The organism is Rahnella sp. CFA14(1/10) (assembly GCF_004195095.1).
In the GTDB taxonomy this organism is placed as follows: Bacteria; Pseudomonadota; Gammaproteobacteria; order Enterobacterales; family Enterobacteriaceae; genus Rahnella; species Rahnella perminowiae.
On record NZ_SEWS01000001.1, the window covers coordinates 564,488 to 582,232 of the forward strand.

17 protein-coding genes are annotated in these 17,745 nt (G+C 51.9%); 4 read left to right on the top strand and 13 right to left on the bottom strand.

The window, feature by feature from the left end:
• Positions 1-22: 22 nt before the first annotated feature.
• The 4 genes from phnE (EVX52_RS02820) to phnC form a co-directional block, all read right to left on the bottom strand.
• Positions 23-946, bottom strand: a complete 924-nt coding sequence (gene phnE / locus EVX52_RS02820; RefSeq protein WP_129951933.1) for a phosphonate ABC transporter, permease protein PhnE — start codon at positions 944-946, stop codon at positions 23-25.
• Positions 946-1,809 (bottom strand): phosphonate ABC transporter, permease protein PhnE, encoded by an 864-nt coding sequence (gene phnE / locus EVX52_RS02825; protein WP_129990546.1) that lies wholly within the window; start codon positions 1,807-1,809, stop codon positions 946-948. Before phnE (EVX52_RS02825) ends, phnE (EVX52_RS02820) begins: the two co-directional genes overlap by 1 nt.
• Before the next feature lie 63 nt (positions 1,810-1,872).
• Positions 1,873-2,805: a phosphonate ABC transporter substrate-binding protein gene (phnD, locus tag EVX52_RS02830; protein WP_129990547.1), complete on the bottom strand. Its 933-nt coding sequence runs from the start codon at positions 2,803-2,805 to the stop codon at positions 1,873-1,875.
• A gap of 71 nt (positions 2,806-2,876) precedes the next feature.
• A complete protein-coding gene (gene phnC / locus EVX52_RS02835) occupies positions 2,877-3,713 on the bottom strand; it encodes a phosphonate ABC transporter ATP-binding protein (protein WP_129990548.1) in 837 nt (278 codons plus the stop codon).
• A gap of 206 nt (positions 3,714-3,919) precedes the next feature.
• Between phnC and dld the strand changes: the two genes are divergently transcribed.
• Positions 3,920-5,611 (top strand): D-lactate dehydrogenase, encoded by a 1,692-nt coding sequence (gene dld, locus EVX52_RS02840; protein ID WP_129990549.1) that lies wholly within the window; start codon positions 3,920-3,922, stop codon positions 5,609-5,611.
• Positions 5,612-5,698: 87 nt separating this feature from the next.
• On the opposite strand, the gene EVX52_RS02845 is transcribed toward dld, so the two are convergent.
• Together EVX52_RS02845 and EVX52_RS02850 are read right to left on the bottom strand one after the other, a co-directional pair.
• Entirely contained in the window at positions 5,699-6,289 is a 591-nt protein-coding gene (locus EVX52_RS02845) for a Yip1 family protein (RefSeq protein WP_129951942.1), read from the bottom strand.
• A 177-nt stretch (positions 6,290-6,466) separates the two neighbouring features.
• A complete protein-coding gene (locus tag EVX52_RS02850) occupies positions 6,467-7,084 on the bottom strand; it encodes a hypothetical protein (RefSeq protein WP_129990550.1) in 618 nt (205 codons plus the stop codon).
• Between the two features lie 369 nt (positions 7,085-7,453).
• On the opposite strand from EVX52_RS02850, the gene EVX52_RS02855 reads away from it, so the two are divergent.
• The gene (locus EVX52_RS02855) at positions 7,454-8,083 is read left to right on the top strand and encodes an aspartate/glutamate racemase family protein (protein ID WP_129990551.1); all 630 of its coding nucleotides are present in this window, start codon (positions 7,454-7,456) and stop codon (positions 8,081-8,083) included.
• A gap of 383 nt (positions 8,084-8,466) precedes the next feature.
• Here the strand turns inward: EVX52_RS02855 and pbpG are convergent, their stop codons facing one another.
• The 4 genes from pbpG to EVX52_RS02875 form a co-directional block, all read right to left on the bottom strand.
• Positions 8,467-9,405 (bottom strand): D-alanyl-D-alanine endopeptidase, encoded by a 939-nt coding sequence (gene pbpG, locus EVX52_RS02860; protein ID WP_165383699.1) that lies wholly within the window; start codon positions 9,403-9,405, stop codon positions 8,467-8,469.
• Positions 9,406-9,633: 228 nt separating this feature from the next.
• Entirely contained in the window at positions 9,634-10,059 is a 426-nt protein-coding gene (locus EVX52_RS02865) for a VOC family protein (protein ID WP_129990552.1), read from the bottom strand.
• Positions 10,060-10,109: 50 nt separating this feature from the next.
• Positions 10,110-11,039, bottom strand: a complete 930-nt coding sequence (gene dusC, locus EVX52_RS02870; protein ID WP_129951951.1) for a tRNA dihydrouridine(16) synthase DusC — start codon at positions 11,037-11,039, stop codon at positions 10,110-10,112.
• Positions 11,040-11,097: 58 nt separating this feature from the next.
• Entirely contained in the window at positions 11,098-12,543 is a 1,446-nt protein-coding gene (locus EVX52_RS02875; protein ID WP_129990553.1) for an MFS transporter, read from the bottom strand.
• Positions 12,544-12,664: 121 nt separating this feature from the next.
• On the opposite strand from EVX52_RS02875, the gene EVX52_RS02880 reads away from it, so the two are divergent.
• Positions 12,665-13,312, top strand: a complete 648-nt coding sequence (locus EVX52_RS02880) for a metalloregulator ArsR/SmtB family transcription factor (RefSeq protein ID WP_129951955.1) — start codon at positions 12,665-12,667, stop codon at positions 13,310-13,312.
• A 58-nt stretch (positions 13,313-13,370) separates the two neighbouring features.
• On the opposite strand, the gene rhlE is transcribed toward EVX52_RS02880, so the two are convergent.
• Positions 13,371-14,780, bottom strand: a complete 1,410-nt coding sequence (rhlE, locus tag EVX52_RS02885) for an ATP-dependent RNA helicase RhlE (RefSeq protein ID WP_129951957.1) — start codon at positions 14,778-14,780, stop codon at positions 13,371-13,373.
• Between the two features lie 377 nt (positions 14,781-15,157).
• On the opposite strand from rhlE, the gene mdtG reads away from it, so the two are divergent.
• Positions 15,158-16,360, top strand: coding sequence for a multidrug efflux MFS transporter MdtG (mdtG, locus tag EVX52_RS02890; RefSeq protein WP_129951958.1), 1,203 nt, complete (start codon positions 15,158-15,160; stop codon positions 16,358-16,360).
• Between the two features lie 103 nt (positions 16,361-16,463).
• Here mdtG and EVX52_RS02895 read toward each other — a convergent pair whose 3' ends face one another.
• Both EVX52_RS02895 and moaE read right to left on the bottom strand, forming a co-directional pair.
• Positions 16,464-17,174 (bottom strand): Bax inhibitor-1/YccA family protein, encoded by a 711-nt coding sequence (locus EVX52_RS02895; RefSeq protein ID WP_129951959.1) that lies wholly within the window; start codon positions 17,172-17,174, stop codon positions 16,464-16,466.
• 118 nt (positions 17,175-17,292) lie between these two features.
• The gene (moaE, locus tag EVX52_RS02900; protein WP_129951960.1) at positions 17,293-17,745 is read right to left on the bottom strand and encodes a molybdopterin synthase catalytic subunit MoaE; all 453 of its coding nucleotides are present in this window, start codon (positions 17,743-17,745) and stop codon (positions 17,293-17,295) included.

The following is a 17,745-nucleotide window of genomic DNA, read 5'->3' on the forward strand; positions in this document are numbered from 1 at the left end:
CCGCCTGTTTAGTACTCTTAACCTACGGACGGTAAAGTTCGACCGGCGGCTTCATTTTTCGCTCTTCCGGTGCGAACAAATCAATTTCTTCACCCAGAATGTATTTGGCGCGCAGCATGGCGGAAATTTTGTCCATGATCATCACGATCACTACCAGTATCAGGGTGATAAACATCACCACATCCCAGTTCCACAGACGCATATTTTCCGCATACACCAGACCGATCCCACCCGCGCCGACAAAGCCCAGAACGGCGGCTGAGCGGGTATTAGATTCAATCTGATACAGCGACAACGCAAGGAATGTCGGGAAGGATTGGGTGAAAATCCCGAAGCGGTGTGTTTGTAACGGGGAAGCTCCCAGCGCCCGCAAACCGCGGCTCGGCGAACGATCAACGGCTTCATGCCCTTCGGCATAAAGTTTACCGAGCAAGCCTAAATCCTGCATCACAATCGCCAGCACACCTGCCAGCGGTCCCATGCCGACAGCACGAACGAAAATCAGCCCCCAGATCGCCATATCCAGCCCGCGTAAAACATCCAGAAGACGGCGGATAATCATGGAAACAGGTCTGAGAACCGGCGTAGACATCACATTACGCGCCGCGAGGAATGAAAGCGGTAACGCGAGAAAAGATGCGGTGATAGTGCCGGAAAATACAATCGCCAGTGTGATAGCTATTTGCGAAAAATAATACATAAACGGCCATTCGGAAACGTCATGCCAGACAAACATTCGCAGGAAATAACGCCCGATTTCACGGCTGCCGCGCACCACTTCACTCCAGGGAATGCCGAAGTAACTGAAGAAATAGACATAGTACAGCGTAATAACAACAGCCAGTATCGCAAGGTAACGCAGATAGCGGCGTTGCGCGGCAAACAAATGCCCGTGCTGCTGCTTCATGCTGCTGACGACATGAGGTTCGAGCGCATCAGTTAACATCAGAAAGTGCCCTCCACAACGCGTTTGCGTAATTTACCTGAAAGAAAATCCATCACCGACACAACCAGAATAATCAGCAGTAAGGTCATGCTGACCTGATCATAACGATCAAGTTTGATTGACGTCATCAGCTCCTGCCCGATACCGCCCGCCCCGACCAGCCCGAGGATGGTCGACTGGCGGAAATTAATTTCGAGGCGCATAAAGCTGTAGGATAAAAAGATGGGTTTCACCTGCGGCCACATGGCGAAACGCATACGCTGCAAACGGCCCGCGCCGCATGCTCTGAGACCACGCACCGGTTTGTCCGATGCGGTTTCAATGGATTCGTAGAACAATTTGGTCAGGCTGCCGACGGTATGTAACGTCAGTGCGATAAAGCCAGGAATGGCACCCACCCCAAATGCCATCACACACATCACCGCCCAGGCCAGTTCCGGCATTGTGCGCAGAAAAGCGACAAAGGTACGGATGCTGAATTTCACCCATTTAGGCGAATCTGTATTACCGGCGGCGAGAAAAGCCAACACAATAGCCAGCGCCGTCGACAATATCGTCGAGGACAACGCCAGCTGGATAGTTTCCCAAATCAGCGGCAGCTGAATATTGAGACGGTATCCCCAATACGCCAGTGACCCTTCAGTATGGCCGTCAGCAAACAATAATGACCAGTGTAATACCGGTACAGTCTGTCCAATATAATCAAAGAAGCTGGGTGCGGAGAAAAAAATAGTTTTTAAATTAAGCTCGGAAACATTGCCTGACCACAGATATAACAACAGCATCAACCCTGACCAGACCAGTGCCTCCCGCTTTTGTTTACCGCGTATCTGCTGGTAATAACGATTGAAATCTTTGTTCAAAATAATATTTCCGGTTTGCAGATAATCATTATTCCTCCCCTTCGCAGGGGAGGGAGCTACGGGTTAGCGACTGCCTTTAGTTAACTCACGCTTCATATCAATAATCTGCTGATATTCTGCCAGAGACGTCTCGCCGATATGCTGTTTGCCTCCCACTGCTTTCACGAAACAAGCGTGGTCATCTTTATCCAGTTTCTTAATGGCGGAAACCAGCTTAGCTTTAAATGCCGGTGGCAAATCACTACGCACTAAAATCGGGCCATTTGGGATCAGCGGAGATTCCCAAATAATACGAATTTTCTTCATCAGATCCGGATGGTCCATGCGGATCATTCGGTTGAACGCACCGGAGGTATAACCGGTTTCACGGTCGCCGATCATTGAAGCCCATGTTACGGCACCTTCAAACTGACCGTTCAGCACACCAAGAATATCCTGCTCATGGCCACCGGAGAAGGTGACACTGGAGAAGAAATTGTTATATTTATTATCCGTGGTGCCGCCAAATTCTTTCTTGAATGTCTGGTTCGGGATCAGGTAACCGGAAGTGGAATCCGGGTCAGCGAAACCGAATGATTTGCCTTTCAGGTCAGATAATTTCTGATACGGGCTGTCGGCTTTAACAATAACAACGGAGTGATAACCACGAGATTTGTCGGTATCGTCAATCACGATGCCCACCAGATCCACCGCTTTCGGATTATTAATATAAACCGAAGCAAAAGATGAAGGTGACATGCTTAATACCATGTCGACTTTCTTACCTAACAACCCCTGAATAACACCTGAATAATCGGATGAATTACGCAGTTTGGTATCCACATTTAATTCTTTATCGAAGAAATCTTTTACACACTGATTATCACCGATTTGCTGAGTGGCATTCTGCCCGCCCAAAATACCTAAGTTTAATTCTTTAGGAGCATCTTCTGCCATGCTGTGCATCGCGGTAAAAGAACCTGCTACGAAGACTGCCAGACGTAATAACTTCTTCATGAAATAATGACCTTGTGTAGATTGAGTGAAAGTAGAAATAAGCACTGCAAAAAAATAAATAACATTATTATTTAACTGTTTATAGCGTCGTGCTCTTCACCGTATAACTGATGCAAAATATCATCAGTTAACTGATCCGGATGTCCGTCGAAAATAATCTGCCCTTTCGCGATGCCGATAACGCGGGTGCAATAATCTTTCACCAGTTCAACCGAATGCAGATTGACCATCACGGCAATATTCTCTTCGCTGACTTTTTTCAGCGCATTCATGATGCGCAGGGTATTTTTCGGATCCAGTGACGCCACCGGTTCATCAGCCAGCAGAATTTTTGGGTTCTGCATCAGCGCACGACAAATCGCTACCCGTTGCATCTGGCCACCGGAAAGGTTTTCGGCACGCTGCAACGCATGCGGCAACATGTGCAGCCATTCAAGCAAAGAGATAGCACGGGCACGGTCTTCGTCGTCGAACTGATTAAAAAATGATTTGAACGTTGAGGTGTGACTGAGACGCCCCAGTAACACATTTGTCAGAACATCAAGACGAGGTACCAGACAGAAATCCTGGAAAATCATGCCACAACACGAGCGCCAGCGACGCAACGCTTTGCCGGTCAGCCCTGCCAGTTCCTGCTGTTCGCCATTTTCGTAATGGCATACCACACTGCCTTCTGTGAGCGGGATAGTCCCGTTGAGAACATGCAGCAGAGTGGATTTACCTGCGCCGGAACGGCCAATTACCGCCACGAATTCACCGGCATGGAGATCAAAATTGATGTCATTCAGGACACGCTGACCTGATTTGTAGGATTTCACGAGACCCTTGACGTCCAGAACCTTGTTCAGATGCTGTGGCCCGGTCTGAGGATATTCAGCCTGTGCCAGCTTAAGTTGAGCTTGAGCCATGATGCTGTCTCTCGGTTGCTTTCGTTATCTGGCGTTCATTAAGCGCGAGTTTTATGACACATCAATGACGATTTAATGGACAGCGCATGACAAAAATGCAACAGATTAAGTGAAATTACCTAACCCATATCCCGAATGACATTTAACTTAATAAGTATCATTTAAGCCTATGATTAGATGGCATCACATTAAAAAAGGAAGATGAAATGGATAATCAGTCACTCATCGCCGCGCTGAAAGAGATTGCAGGCAGCCGCCACGTGTTGACCGGCGACAGCAATACCGAACGCTATCGTAAAGGGTTCCGCTCCGGTGGCGGCAAAGCGCTGGCGGTGGTTTTTCCGCAAACGCTGCTGCAACAGTGGCAACTGCTCAAGGCCTGTATCGCCGCCGATAAGATTGTCATTATGCAGGCCGCCAATACCGGCCTGACCGAAGGCTCGACGCCCAGCGGCGACGACTATGACCGCGACATTGTTATTTTCAGCACACTGAAACTGGACCAGATCCAGTTACTCGACGGTGGCCATCAGGTGATCGGTTTTCCCGGCAGCACGCTCTACAAACTGGAAAAGATCCTCAAACCCTACAACCGCGAACCGCACTCGGTGATTGGCTCGTCCTGCATTGGCGCGTCGGTGGTCGGCGGGATTTGTAATAATTCCGGCGGATCGCTGGTGAAACGCGGACCGGCATATACCGAAATGGCGTTGTATGCGCAGATCGATGTGCAGGGTGAATTGCAACTGATTAACCATCTGGGAATTAACCTTGGCGAAACGCCGGAAGAAATCCTCACACGTCTCGAAAGAGGCGATTACCGTGAAACCGATATCACGCATGATCAGCGCCTGGCCTCGGATCATGATTATGCTTCTCGTGTCCGCGAAGTGGATGCGGATACGCCATCGCGTTTCAACGCGGATGAACGACGTTTATTTGAAGCATCCGGTTGTGCGGGTAAACTGGCCGTTTTCGCCGTACGGCTGGATACCTTTCCGGCAGAAACACAACAGCAGGTTTTTTACATCGGCACCAATGACACTGCGGTGTTGACAGAATTACGTCGTCAGATCCTGCGTGATTTCGTTAATCTTCCGGTGGCCGGGGAATATATGCATCGGGATATTTTCGATATCACCGAAGTCTACGGTAAAGATACATTTATGATGATCGACAAGCTTGGCACCGACAAAATGCCGGACATGTTTACTGCCAAAGGGAAGTTCGATGCGCACGCCAGTAAGGTTCCATTCCTGCCCAAAAATTTCAGTGACCGTGTGATGCAATGCCTGAGCAAAGCTTTACCTAATCACCTTCCCCCCCGCATGAAACAGTACCGTGACCGGTTTGAACATCACTTACTGCTGAAAATGTCCGGCCCCGGCATTGACGAGGCCCGAACCTTTCTGACACGTTTCTTTACTGAGGGTCAGGGGGATTTCTTTATCTGTTCTGCCGACGAAGGCAAAAAAGCTTTCCTGCACCGCTTCGCCGCCGCTGGTGCCGCCGTGCGCTATCACGCAGTACATGAAAAAGAAGTGGAAGATATTCTGGCGCTGGACATCGCGCTGCGTCGTAACGACCGCGACTGGTTTGAAACACTGCCGGAAGATATCAACAGTCAGCTGGTGGCAAAATTGTATTACGGCCATTTCATGTGCCATGTGTTCCATCAGGATTACATCGTCAAAAAAGGCGCAAACAGCAAGGCGCTGAAACACAAAATGTTAGCGCTGCTCGACGCTAAAGGTGCGGAATATCCCGCTGAACATAACGTCGGCCATTTGTATATTGCGAAACCCCATCTGAAAGAATTCTACCGACAGGCCGACCCGACCAACAGTTTTAACCCGGGGATCGGGAAAACCAGTAAGCTAAAAAACTGGCAGGATTGATACTTTCATCTCTTCCCCTGCGAAAGGGGTTAATACCTCCCTCCCCTTCGCAGGGGAGGGAGCAATGCAACCTCATCTCATCAATACTCAGAATAGTTGCGTTCCATAGCCCCACATGATCACCGTCAGAGCCAAAAGTAGTTCTAAAACCAGAACACCCATTGCCAGCGTTGAACTGGAGAACAGAAAACCTTCGCGCCGGTCGATATTGAGAAAGTTAGGGATGCCGAGATATAACAGATATCCGCTGTAACACAGGCCAATGAGTCCGACAAACAGACATAACCAGACCATCGGGTAAAGGGCTACGATCCCGCTGAGGAACATCGGGGTAGCAACATAGCCGGCGAAGACGATACAGCTGTTGAGTGTCGGCCGGCTATCATAACGACGCGCCATTCCATAGATAATCCGTCCCATAAGGGCAACGGCAGCAAGCATCAGAACATAGAAAACGACTGCGATATAAGACGCCGTGAACAGGGAAACCCGCAGCGTCTCGCCGTCACCGAAGTTCCAGCCCAGTTGTGTTGTTCCGATGAAAGAGCAGACTACCGGGATCAGCGCCATTAACAGAACATGGTGTGAATACACATGTGAAACGGTTTCCCGCTCACGCTGGATTTGTTGCAGTTCGGGACCTGGATTGGATATCAGCCCCCAGACATGATTAGCCATGAAACACCCCCTTGTACGCCGAAAGCCGCCAGCAGCGTGCTGTGATAAACCTTCGGCAATGCCGTTCAGACAAGGGCATAAGGAAGGTGGCGGCCTGTCTATATTATAGTCGTTATTGCCAGTTTTGCTGGCACGGCCAATACAGTGTAATGGGTGATTAACCGCATCAGATCGCCTTTAGTGGATATAGCGTGCCGCCGTAAACGTCACGCCAACCAGTACAAGCATCATGCCAATAATCCATCGGGTCTGTGTGATCATGAGTTCATAAAACATTGTCTGCATTGCACTCATTGAAGCTTCAATCTTCACAAAACGTTGATCTATTTTGTCAAAGCGCTCATCCACTCGTTCAAACTGTTTATCCACTCGCTCAAACTGTTTATCCACCTGTTCAAACTGTTTATCTATCCGCACCAGATGGTCGTCAATTCTCAGGAGGTGCCCGTCGATACGGGCGATGCTCTGTTCGGTTTTTCCGACACGCTCACCGATATCGGTCACGACATCGGTGAGCGTGACCATCTGGTATTCCAGTTTTCCGACACGGAGATTCGTTTCTGTAACCACTACGGTCAGCTGGCTGACCTGCTGTTCCACCTTCCCCACACGCAGATTCAGCCCGGCGATTTCCTCACCATTTTTGATTCCCTGTTTTTCAATATTGTTGATCTGGTTTTGCATGAGCTTTTCCATGAATGATTTTCCTTTGTATTCTTCCGGCCACACAGGGGCGCCAGGAAAATAGAGCGTCGGATTGACGGGCGATAGCGTCCGTGTGCTGAGCTGATACATCGTTGTTGTCCCTTACATGAGCGTTCCCTGTTTAGAAATCCTTAATCTGCGTGAAGTGTGCACTGGATAAATAACCACCTCAAATCAATTTCCTTCTCGATAAATACGTCATTACTTATGTATCTATATATGGCTGAGTTGCATTGCCTGGCTGAATAAATACCAATGAAAATAGCCAGTTATGCTTTCCGTTAACAGGCCAAACTTAAAGGGACAACAAGCGGGTGCGGATGACGAAAATCATCACCCGTCCAGAGGGAACCCGGCATTTCCTGCCCGCATTAACGGATGAATATTTACTGGCAAAAACATCTGCGGCGCGGCTAAAAAATCATTAACGTAGAGGCAGACACTCATCAGGAGAAGGGTATGCGCATTACCTGCTTACACACAGCGGACAGCAATATTGCGGTATTTGAAAATACAGCGCGGGCGCTGGGGTTGGATCAGCATCAGTTCCGGCATGTTTCGCGGCCCGATTTACTGGCCGCAGCCGAAAAGGCGGGCGGGCTGACGGCGGAAATTCTTCAGCAGACGGCGGATGTACTGCTGGCATTGAGTGAAAATACCGATCGCGTTTTACTGACCTGTTCAACGCTGGGGCCTGCTGCGACACTTGCCAGTAAAAGCACCACAGTGCCGGTTTTACGTGTCGATCAGGCGCTGGCGGAACAGGCCATGAAAACGGCAGGCAATGTGGTCGCACTGTGCGCGGTCGAAACGACCCTGGAGCCAACGCGGCAGTTATTCGCGCAGGTAGAAAGACATCCGCAGGCACGGCTTAAAACCCGTCTGGTGGCAGGCGCATGGGAAAAGTTTAAACAGGGCGATCTGGCCGGATATTTACAGGCCATCGCGGTGGCGGCAGATGCGGAATATAGGCAGGGCGCGGCCTGCGTGGTGCTGGCTCAGGCTTCAATGACCGGTGCAGCGCAACTGACCCAAACCGGCAAACCACTCACCAGCCCGGAATGTGGTTTACGCGCGGCGCTGATCTGAAAACGGCATACAGAAAGCAAAAATACCACCAGACGCTATACTGATAAGGAATATCATTGGCTTAGCAGGATAGCCGATGACGACTGAAGATTATGTTAAGGAAAAAATATGAAAATTATTCTTTGGATCATCGCCATCATCTTTATCGTCGGCTTACTGACCCTGACAGGGGTGTTTAAACTGATTTTCTGATCATCACATTCCGTTCCTGCAAACCAAAAGTCCGGCACATGACCGGACTTTTTCAGTTTCATTAATAGCCTAAATAATTCGAGTCGCAGAAAGGCGGCAAGTCAGGGAGTCCCGATGAGCTGACATCAAGTCAGTAATTCGGGCGCCTGAGCGCAGCCAACGCATCTGCGGCTTGAAGTATGACGGGTATTTCAATCATCTGCCTCTTCGACCGAAGGCTGGGTTTTTTGCTGCTCTTTCTGCTTACGGTAGTTCCTGGCAATCTGCGGAACAGGCACTGCTTTGCCGGTTTCCATCCAGGTGCGCAGACGGTTAGCATCCGCAAAAGCCGTAAATTTACCGAAGGCATCCATCACGACCAGCGTCACGGGCTTGCCGTTAATGGTGGTACGCATCGCCAGACAATGCCCCGCTTCATCGGTATAACCGGTTTTGGTCAGCTGGATATTCCATGACGGATTCATGATCAGATGGTTAGTATTACGAAACGGCAATGCATACGCCGGATGGCTGAAAACAGCCGTTTTTTCAGCAGTGGTACTCAGCTGACCGATCAGCGGATAGCGCTGGGAAGCCAGCAGCAGTCGCGTTAAATCACGCGCCGTGGAAACATTGCGTGGTGACAAACCTGTCGGTTCAACGTAATGCGTATGGGTCATGCCCAGCGATTTCGCTTTCGCATTCATGGCATTAATGAATGCAGAATAACCCCCGGGATAATGCGCTGCGAGGCTGGCTGCAGCACGGTTTTCCGAGGACATCAGCGCCAGCTGAATCATCTGACGACGGGTAATTTCACTGTTCAGTTTCACGCGGGAGAACACACCGCGCATTTCCGGCGTATTGCTGATATCGATATTGATCACTTCATCAAGTGGCAGATTCGCATCCAGCGTAACCATCGCGGTCATCAGTTTGGTCAGGGAGGCAATCGGCCTCACCTCATCCGGATTTCGGGAATAAATCACTTCGTGGCTTTTCAGATCCACCACCATGGCACTGCCGGAAGCGATTTGAACAATCGGGGCGACGGCCGGTTCATGCTTTGCAGCAATGGCGGCCGGGGCAGACAACATGCCTGTATTTAAGGCTAATAAGCTCAGAACCAAAAGACGGATTTTCACATGCATTGCTCTGTATTTAGAAAGTTGTCATTAAGATATGTCGTAACAGCGGGCGGAATTATAAGTGAGGCGAATAGTCTTAGCACCCGCAATTTTCAATTCTATTTGTCACAAAGTCTGTCACCAGCACCCGCAGACTCTGTAATGGCGAGTAAGTGAACACTTGCGTAAGGCGGCACTGAAAAAAATAAAGGGACACTCAGAAAGCGTCCCTTCGGGATACACAGGGGGATATTATTGATTGTCGATCAGATAACTTATTTCCTGCCCGTATGAAAGTTCAAGCGTATTGCAATCCGGATCATCCAGAAAAGCCCAGTATCCCACCGGCGCGCCGGAATCTGTGGGCTCCTTACGTAAAACGCCTGCGGCACGGGCTTCTGCAAGTTTGGCGTCCATGGCTTCTTTCGTCGCGCAGGCGACGCCGAGATGGCCGAAAGGGCCAAGTCTGGTGTCGGTATTGTCCGGGTCTTCAGCCAGTACGATAGCAAAATGGCGGGTCATGTCGCTCAGCCATGCGACGGGTCTGGCGTTGCTGCCCTTTTCCCCGCGCCGGTGGATCACTTTCATGTCAGCAAACTGCTGGTAGAACGCGATGCTGGCATCCAGGTCTTTGACGGCAAAAGCGATGTGGGTCAGGCCAATGTCTTTATTTTCCATGATACTTCTCCCTTTATAAGCGTTGCCGCGTGGAGAAGTCATGGCAGGGATCACCGGTTAATGCGTCCGGCAATTTCCTTTGACGTCTTCAGCACGCGCACTTCAGTAAATAACTCTGTCGCCTCTTCGTACTCTTTACGTAAATAACTCAGCCACTGTTTGATGCGCGCAACGTGATACAAACCGGTATCGCCCTGCTTTTCCAGACGGGTATATTTCTGTAACAGCGTCATGACGTCCGGCCACGGCATGCGCGGTTCGTTGTACTTCACCACACGACTGAGGTTAGGAATATTCAGCGCACCGCGTCCGAGCATCACCGCATCACACCCCGTGGTTTGCAGGCAGGCCTGAGCGCTTTCGTAATCCCAGATTTCACCGTTAGCGATCACAGGAATACTCAGACGCTGACGGATTTCGCCAATCGCAGCCCAGTTAATACGCTCCGGTTTGTAGCCGTCTTCCTTGGTACGTCCGTGCACCGTCAGTTCCGTTGCACCGGCCTGCTGCACGGCATCCGCAATTTCAATGCTGCGCTCCAGCGAATCCCAGCCGAGACGCACTTTCACAGTGACCGGCAGATGTGCGGGAACGGCTGCACGCATGGCTTTGGCACCCTGGTAAATCAGCTCAGGATCTTTGAGTAATGTCGCACCGCCGCCGCTGCCGTTAACCAATTTGGACGGGCAACCGCAGTTGAGATCGACACCATAAGAGCCCAGTTCCACCGCACGGGCAGCGTTTTCGGCCAGCCATTGCGGATATTGGCCCAGTAACTGTACGCGCACTAATGTGCCCGAAGGCGTGCGGCTGGCGTGATGTAGTTCAGGGCACAGGCGATAGAAGGATTTGGCGGGAAGCAGCTGATCTACCACGCGCAAAAACTCGGTGATGCACAAATCGTAGTCGTTCACTTCAGTAAGAAGTTCACGGACCAGAGGATCAAGCACACCTTCCATCGGAGCCAGTAATACGCGCATCGCAGTTCACCCCTTAAAAATGACGCGCAAGATTACCGCAAGGCCCGTCGCCGGGCAATTACCCCTGAGATAAATCGCTGCTTAATGACGGTTTTGCCCCGCCCTGCAAGCGTCTGACCCTGACGGAGCGCCAGGCAATCCACACCGCCACAAGCGCAGGCACCGCAAACAGCAGGAACATCCAGAATGCCGCGCTGGCTGCACCATTATCCCCCTTATCAACACCTGCAAAGTTAGCCACCGTTCCGGCTAACGCCGCACCGAGCGCCGCCGCGAAAGATTGCACGACGGTTATCGACGCCCCGGCTTTTTCGCGATCATCTTCCGGTGCCTGTTGCAGTACGCGGGTCAGCAGATGCGGCCAGCCGAGGCCAATCCCAAAACCGGCCAGCGTCAGCCCGAGCACCACGCCACTGATATTCAACCACGGCAGCCCAAACGCGACCGGCACGGTGAACAGCAGTAAAAGCAGACCGGCAGCCAGAATCAATGGCCCGCAGATAATCGCGCCGTCCGCACGTCGTCCGGTCCAGCCGGAACTCGCCACTTCACTTAATGTCCAGCCTGCGGCTGCGGCGGCAGTAATGTATCCGGCTGCCAGCGGGGTCTGACCGTGTAAATGTTGCAACAGATACGGCACAAACAGTTCGCAGCCGAGGCCGATAATCAGCAATGTCATCACCAGGTACAGACCATAGAGCGGCGAGGAACGACGTAAAGCGTTACGCGGCAGCAGCCTGACATCCGCCGTAAATTCACGGTGACGTAAGACGAGAATCATCACCACGGCAACCACAAAACCGAGCAGGTTAATCAGGCCGGAGGACGACAAACTGCCCGCCGACACCACTAACACGGCACCGGTCAGTAATGCCAGTTGCATCAATGGCAACGGCTCTTCCGGCTGCCTGTCGCGCTGGGATTTCGGTAAAATCCGCCATACCCACAGCCCGAACAGTGACGTGACTGGCAACAGCAAACCAAATGCCCAGCGCCAGGCGTGCAGTTCAGCAAAAATACCGCCTACTGCCGGACCGACCAGCGTCGCAATGCCCCACATCGCCGAAATCAGTGCCATCGCACGCGGCCAGAGAGATTCTTTAAACAAAAGATTGATCATCGCGTAGGACAGTGCGAATAAGAATCCGCCACCGAGGCCCTGCAATGCCCGTCCAAGCAGTAATACCGGCATATTCGGCGCGGCCGTGCAAATAGCAGCACCGGCAATAAAAATACCTGTCGCCATCAGATAACTGCCCCGGGGTCCGGCGGTCCGCATCAGCCGCGCTGACAGCGCCGAGCCCAAAATGGAACACACAACATACAATGTGGTATTCCATGCATACCACGCCAGCCCGCCGATATCCTGCACGACTGAAGGGAGGATCGTGATAACGATGTAACTGTTAGTCGCATAAAGGGCGACGCCTGCGCTCAGGGTGATGGCGCTGCCCCGGTTTTCTGCACTAAATAAATCCGCCCATCCGTTCTGACTTCCCGACATTTTCTCTGCATCCCTTTAGTTTGTGCTTTCCACGCATTGAAGCATGTGGTGGTTATGATATGATTAAACCAAGAAAATACTTGGAATATGTTTTACGTAATCTAGAACCCGTCGAGGCAATATGTCAAGCAATGGCTTGGAAAATAAAAATGACGTCCGGCAAAGCGTCGCAGAGCGATTACTGACGCTGCTGAAAACCCGCGGAGAACTTCAGGCCAGCGATGCCGGATATCTGCTCGGCACTACCGGCGAAGCCATGCGCCAACAGTTTGTGAAGCTGGCAAAGGAAGGACTGGTGGAAGCCAGAGCCGTTTCGCAAGGTGTCGGCCGCCCGGCACAGTTCTGGCAACTGACCGCCGCCGGCCATGCGCGATTCCCCGATGCCCACGCGGATCTTACCGTACAACTTTTGCAACTGATCCGCACTTCACTGGGCGATTCAGCATTGGATCAGCTGATCACGTCGCGCGAAAACCAGACGCTGGAAAATTACCGGCAGGCAATGAATGGCGCGAATTCTCTGGAAGAAAAGCTACAACGGCTGACGGCTATCCGCACGCGAGAAGGTTACATGGCGGACTGGAAAATGCAGGAGGACGGCAGTTATCTGTTTGTCGAAAATCACTGCCCGATTTGTGCTGCCGCAACCACCTGTCAGGGATTTTGCCGGGCGGAACGTGATGTCTTCAGCGATGTGCTGAACGCCAGCGTCGAGCGTACCGAACATATTTTGCAAGGTGCGCGGCGTTGTGCTTATGTCATCAGGTAGATTACAGACGAAAAAAAACCGCCGGTGAAGGCGGTTTGATTGCAGGGCAGCCGGAAACTTATTTGTTGCCGCTGCCTGCATTGCCGGTGCGACGCTGGCCTGCATGCGCAGGACGCGAACGTGCCGGACGGTTTTCAGCAGAACCACGGTTTTCTGAACCACGATTTTCAGAGGTGCCGCTGCGCTGGCCGTTGCCGCCCTGACGCGGAGCGCCTGAACGGGGTGCACCGGAACGTGGTGCGCCCGGACGCTGCCCCTGACGAGGCGCGCCACGACCGCCGCCACCGTTGCCCTGACGACCATTGATGATCGGCTCAGCTTTAATGCTCGGATCTGGCTCGTAGCCTTCCAGCGCGATGCGCGGAATTTCACGTTTCAGCAGGCGTTCGATATCACGCAGCAATTTGTGTTCGTCTACGCATACCAGAGAAATCGCCTCACCGGTGGCTTCCGCACGGCCGGTACGGCCAATACGGTGAACGTAATCTTCCGGTACGTTTGGCAGTTCATAGTTGACCACGTGCGGCAGCATATCAATATCCAGACCCCGCGCAGCGATGTCTGTTGCCACCAGAACACGAATAGAACCGGCTTTAAAATCAGCCAGTGCACGGGTACGTGCGCCCTGACTTTTATTACCATGAATAGCCGCAGCCGTGATGCCATCTTTATTGAGTTGCTCAGCCAAATGGTTTGCACCATGTTTGGTACGGTTGAATACCAGCACCTGTTTCCAGTCGCCTTCACCGATCATCTGAGACAGCAATTCTCTTTTACGTTTCTTATCAACAAAATGAACGCTTTGTTCAATTTGCGCAGAAGCGGTGTTGCGACGTGCAACTTCGACAGAAGCCGGGTTGGTCAGCAACTTGCTCGCCAGACCTTTAATCTCATCAGAGAAGGTAGCCGAGAACAGCAGGTTCTGGCGCCTGGCAGGCAGTTTCGCCAGCACGCGACGGATGTCGTGAATAAAGCCCATGTCCAGCATGCGGTCGGCTTCGTCCAGCACCAGAATTTCAACCTGAGATAAATCAACAGCACGCTGATGTTCCAGATCCAGCAAACGACCCGGCGTTGCAATCAGCACATCTACACCACCGCGCAGTTTCATCATCTGCGGGTTGATGCTCACCCCCCCAAATACCACCAGCGAACGCAGGGTCAGGTATTTGCTGTAAGCCTGAACGTTTTCACCAATCTGCGCCGCAAGCTCACGGGTTGGGGTCAGGATCAGCGCACGAACCGGGCGACGTCCTTTGAATTGCGCGTTGGTATGGCTGAGCATATTGAGCAGCGGCAAAGTAAAACCAGCGGTTTTACCGGTACCGGTCTGCGCACTCGCCATCAGGTCACGACCTTCCAGCACGACAGGAATAGCCTGACGCTGGATAGGTGTAGGTTCGCGATAGCCCTGTTCTTCAACAGCACGCAAGATTTCGGCACTTAAGCCGAGGGAATCAAATGACATATAAGGAAAAGCTCCAGTCCACTCTAACCCGAACGGGGTTCGGTGCAGTTTCAAGAGTGGATGATCAGACGAGGCAAATGAGGCATTACCACGAGGATTCGGCACAAACTGCAGTGCGCCAGTTGCGTCGATACTAGCACAAAACGCCGCGCTGCGTGAAGTTATCTCCGTTGCGGCTGTAACTGACGGTTACAGCCGCAGACTCTGGTAACAAATTCAGGCCATATAATCTGCCGCGATAATCCGAAACTTTGATACAGGATAATCAATTATAAAGCTGATGAATGGGTTCCCACTTTTTGCGCTCCACTTCACAGATTTGATTGCTATGCTTCTTTTCTCTCACTCCTCTGTCCATAAGGCCACATCGCTGCAACATGGAAACCTGGAAAGTAAATTTAATCTCCGTCTGGCTGGGCTGTTTTTTCACCGGCATGGCGATGAGTCAGATCCTGCCTTTTTTACCGCTTTACATCGAACAGCTTGGCGTCACGTCTCATGAGTCCCTGAGCCTGTGGTCAGGGCTGGTATTCAGTGGCACGTTCCTGGTTTCCGCCGTCGTTGCGCCCTTGTGGGGCAGCCTGGCAGACCGCAAAGGTCGTAAACTGATGTTGCTGCGTGCCGCGCTGGGTATGGCAATTGTCATGATGTTGCAGGGGTTCGCCACCAACGTCTGGCAGCTTTTCATTTTGCGCACACTGATGGGGCTGACATCCGGGTATATTCCGAACGCAATGGCGCTGGTCGCCTCACAAGTGCCGCGTGATAAAAGTGGCTGGGCGCTGGGTACGCTGTCTACAGGCCAGGTATCCGGCGTGATTATCGGCCCGCTGCTCGGCGGTTTTATGGCCGACCATCTCGGCCTGCGCACGGTGTTTTTCGTCACCAGCGGCATGCTGTTTATCAGCTTCCTCATCACATTATTTTTAATTAAAGAACGCGTGGTGCCGGTTACCAAAGCCAACCGCCTGAGCGGTAAAGCAGTCTTCACCACGCTGCCTTATCCATGGCTGATTATCAGCCTGTTCGTCACTACCATGATGATCCAACTGGCGAACGGCTCCATCAGCCCGATTCTGACGCTGTTTATCCGCGAACTGTCATCGGATACCAGCAATATCGCCTTTATCAGTGGTGTGATCGCCGCTGTACCGGGCGTTTCCGCGCTGATGGCCGCACCGAAACTCGGCAAACTCGGCGACCGCATTGGCGCGCACCGCATTTTGATTGCTGCGCTGGTTTTTTGCTTCATTCTGTTCTGCCTGATGTCACTGATTAATACGCCTACTCAACTGGGGATCCTGCGTTTCATGCTCGGTTTCGGCGACGGTGCACTGATGCCCGCAGTGCAGGCATTGCTGGTGAAATACAGCAGTGATCAGGTTACCGGCCGGATATTCGGTTACAACCAGTCGTTTATGTATCTCGGGAATGTGGTGGGCCCCTTGATTGGCTCAAGTGCTTCTGCCCTGCTCGGCTTCCGGTGGGTGTTTATCGTGACGGCGATTCTGGTGTTGTTCAACACAGTGCAGGTGTGGTGGAGTTTCCGACAGGTGCCGACGGGAAGGATCAGGGTTTGATTTGCTCCTCCCCTTCGCAGGGGAGGGAGTAAAAAGCCTCACCAGCAGGCATAAAAAAGGGACACTTCTCAGTGTCCCTCTCAATCGTTTGAAATCAAAAACCTTAACGACGGTTGCCGAAAATCCGCAACAACATCAGGAACAGGTTGATGAAATCAAGGTACAGCGTCAGCGCGCCAACAATCGAGTATTTACGGAAGTTATCACGGTCATCCTCTGACAACTGCGCACCCATGTTTTTCAGCTTCTGCGTGTCATACGCGGTCAGGCCGACGAAAATCAGCACACCGGCGTACGAAATGATATTCGCAAGGCCGGAGCTTTTCAGCCACATGTTTACCAGTGAGGCCAGCACCAGACCAATCAGCGCCATGAATAACATGCTGCCGATACCGGTCAGGTCACGTTTGGTCACATAACCGTAGACACTCATCGCGCCAAACATACCGGCGGCCACGATAAACGTTCCGAAAATTGAATCACCGGTGTAGACCAGAAAAATGCTGGAAAGCGTCAGACCGGTCAGTGCGGAATATAGCATGAACAAACCGGTGGCCACGGTGCCGCTCAGACGATTCACCATACCGGAAATCACAAAGACCAGCGCCAGCTGCGCGATAATTAAACCGAAGAAAGTAATCTGGCTTGAGAAAACAAAGCTCATGATTTTTTCAGAGCCGGAAGCATACCAGGCCACAAATGCCGTCAGCAGCAAACCACAGAACATCCAGCCATACACTTGCGCCATGTACGCCTGAATGCCGGTGTTCGCGCGTTCAACAATTGAACCGTTACTGCGTGGATATCGATCCATGATGATTACCCTTTTGCATGGAGGATGAAAAATGAGGCCAAAACAGCCTCCCGATTTTTAAAGCGTATCACAGATAGGAAGAAAAGCATGGAAGGTCTGCGTGCGGTTGAGATGCTATTTACCAGCGGGCCGCCGCCTGTTTATCGCTGTCACGGGCATCGACCCAGCGGTCCCCCTCTTGCGTGGCTTCTCGCTTCCAGAATGGCGCGCGGGTTTTCAGGTGATCCATAATGAATTCATTGGCTTCGAATGCCATGCCGCGATGTGCACTGGTCACACCGACAAACACAATTTCATCGCCCGGATACATCGGCCCGATGCGGTGATAAACCGACACGCGTTGCAGCGGCCAGCGGTTACGGGCTTCGGCAATAATCTCGGCCAGCGCTTTTTCGGTCATGCCCGGATAATGCTCCAGCGTTAAGGCACTGACATGACTGCCCAGATTGTGGTTACGCACTTTGCCGGTAAACGTGACAACAGCACCGTCGGCGTCGGATTGCGCCAGCCAGTTGTATTCATCACCCACGCTGAACGGCGCAGCATCAACAACAATTTTCGTCTGATCCAT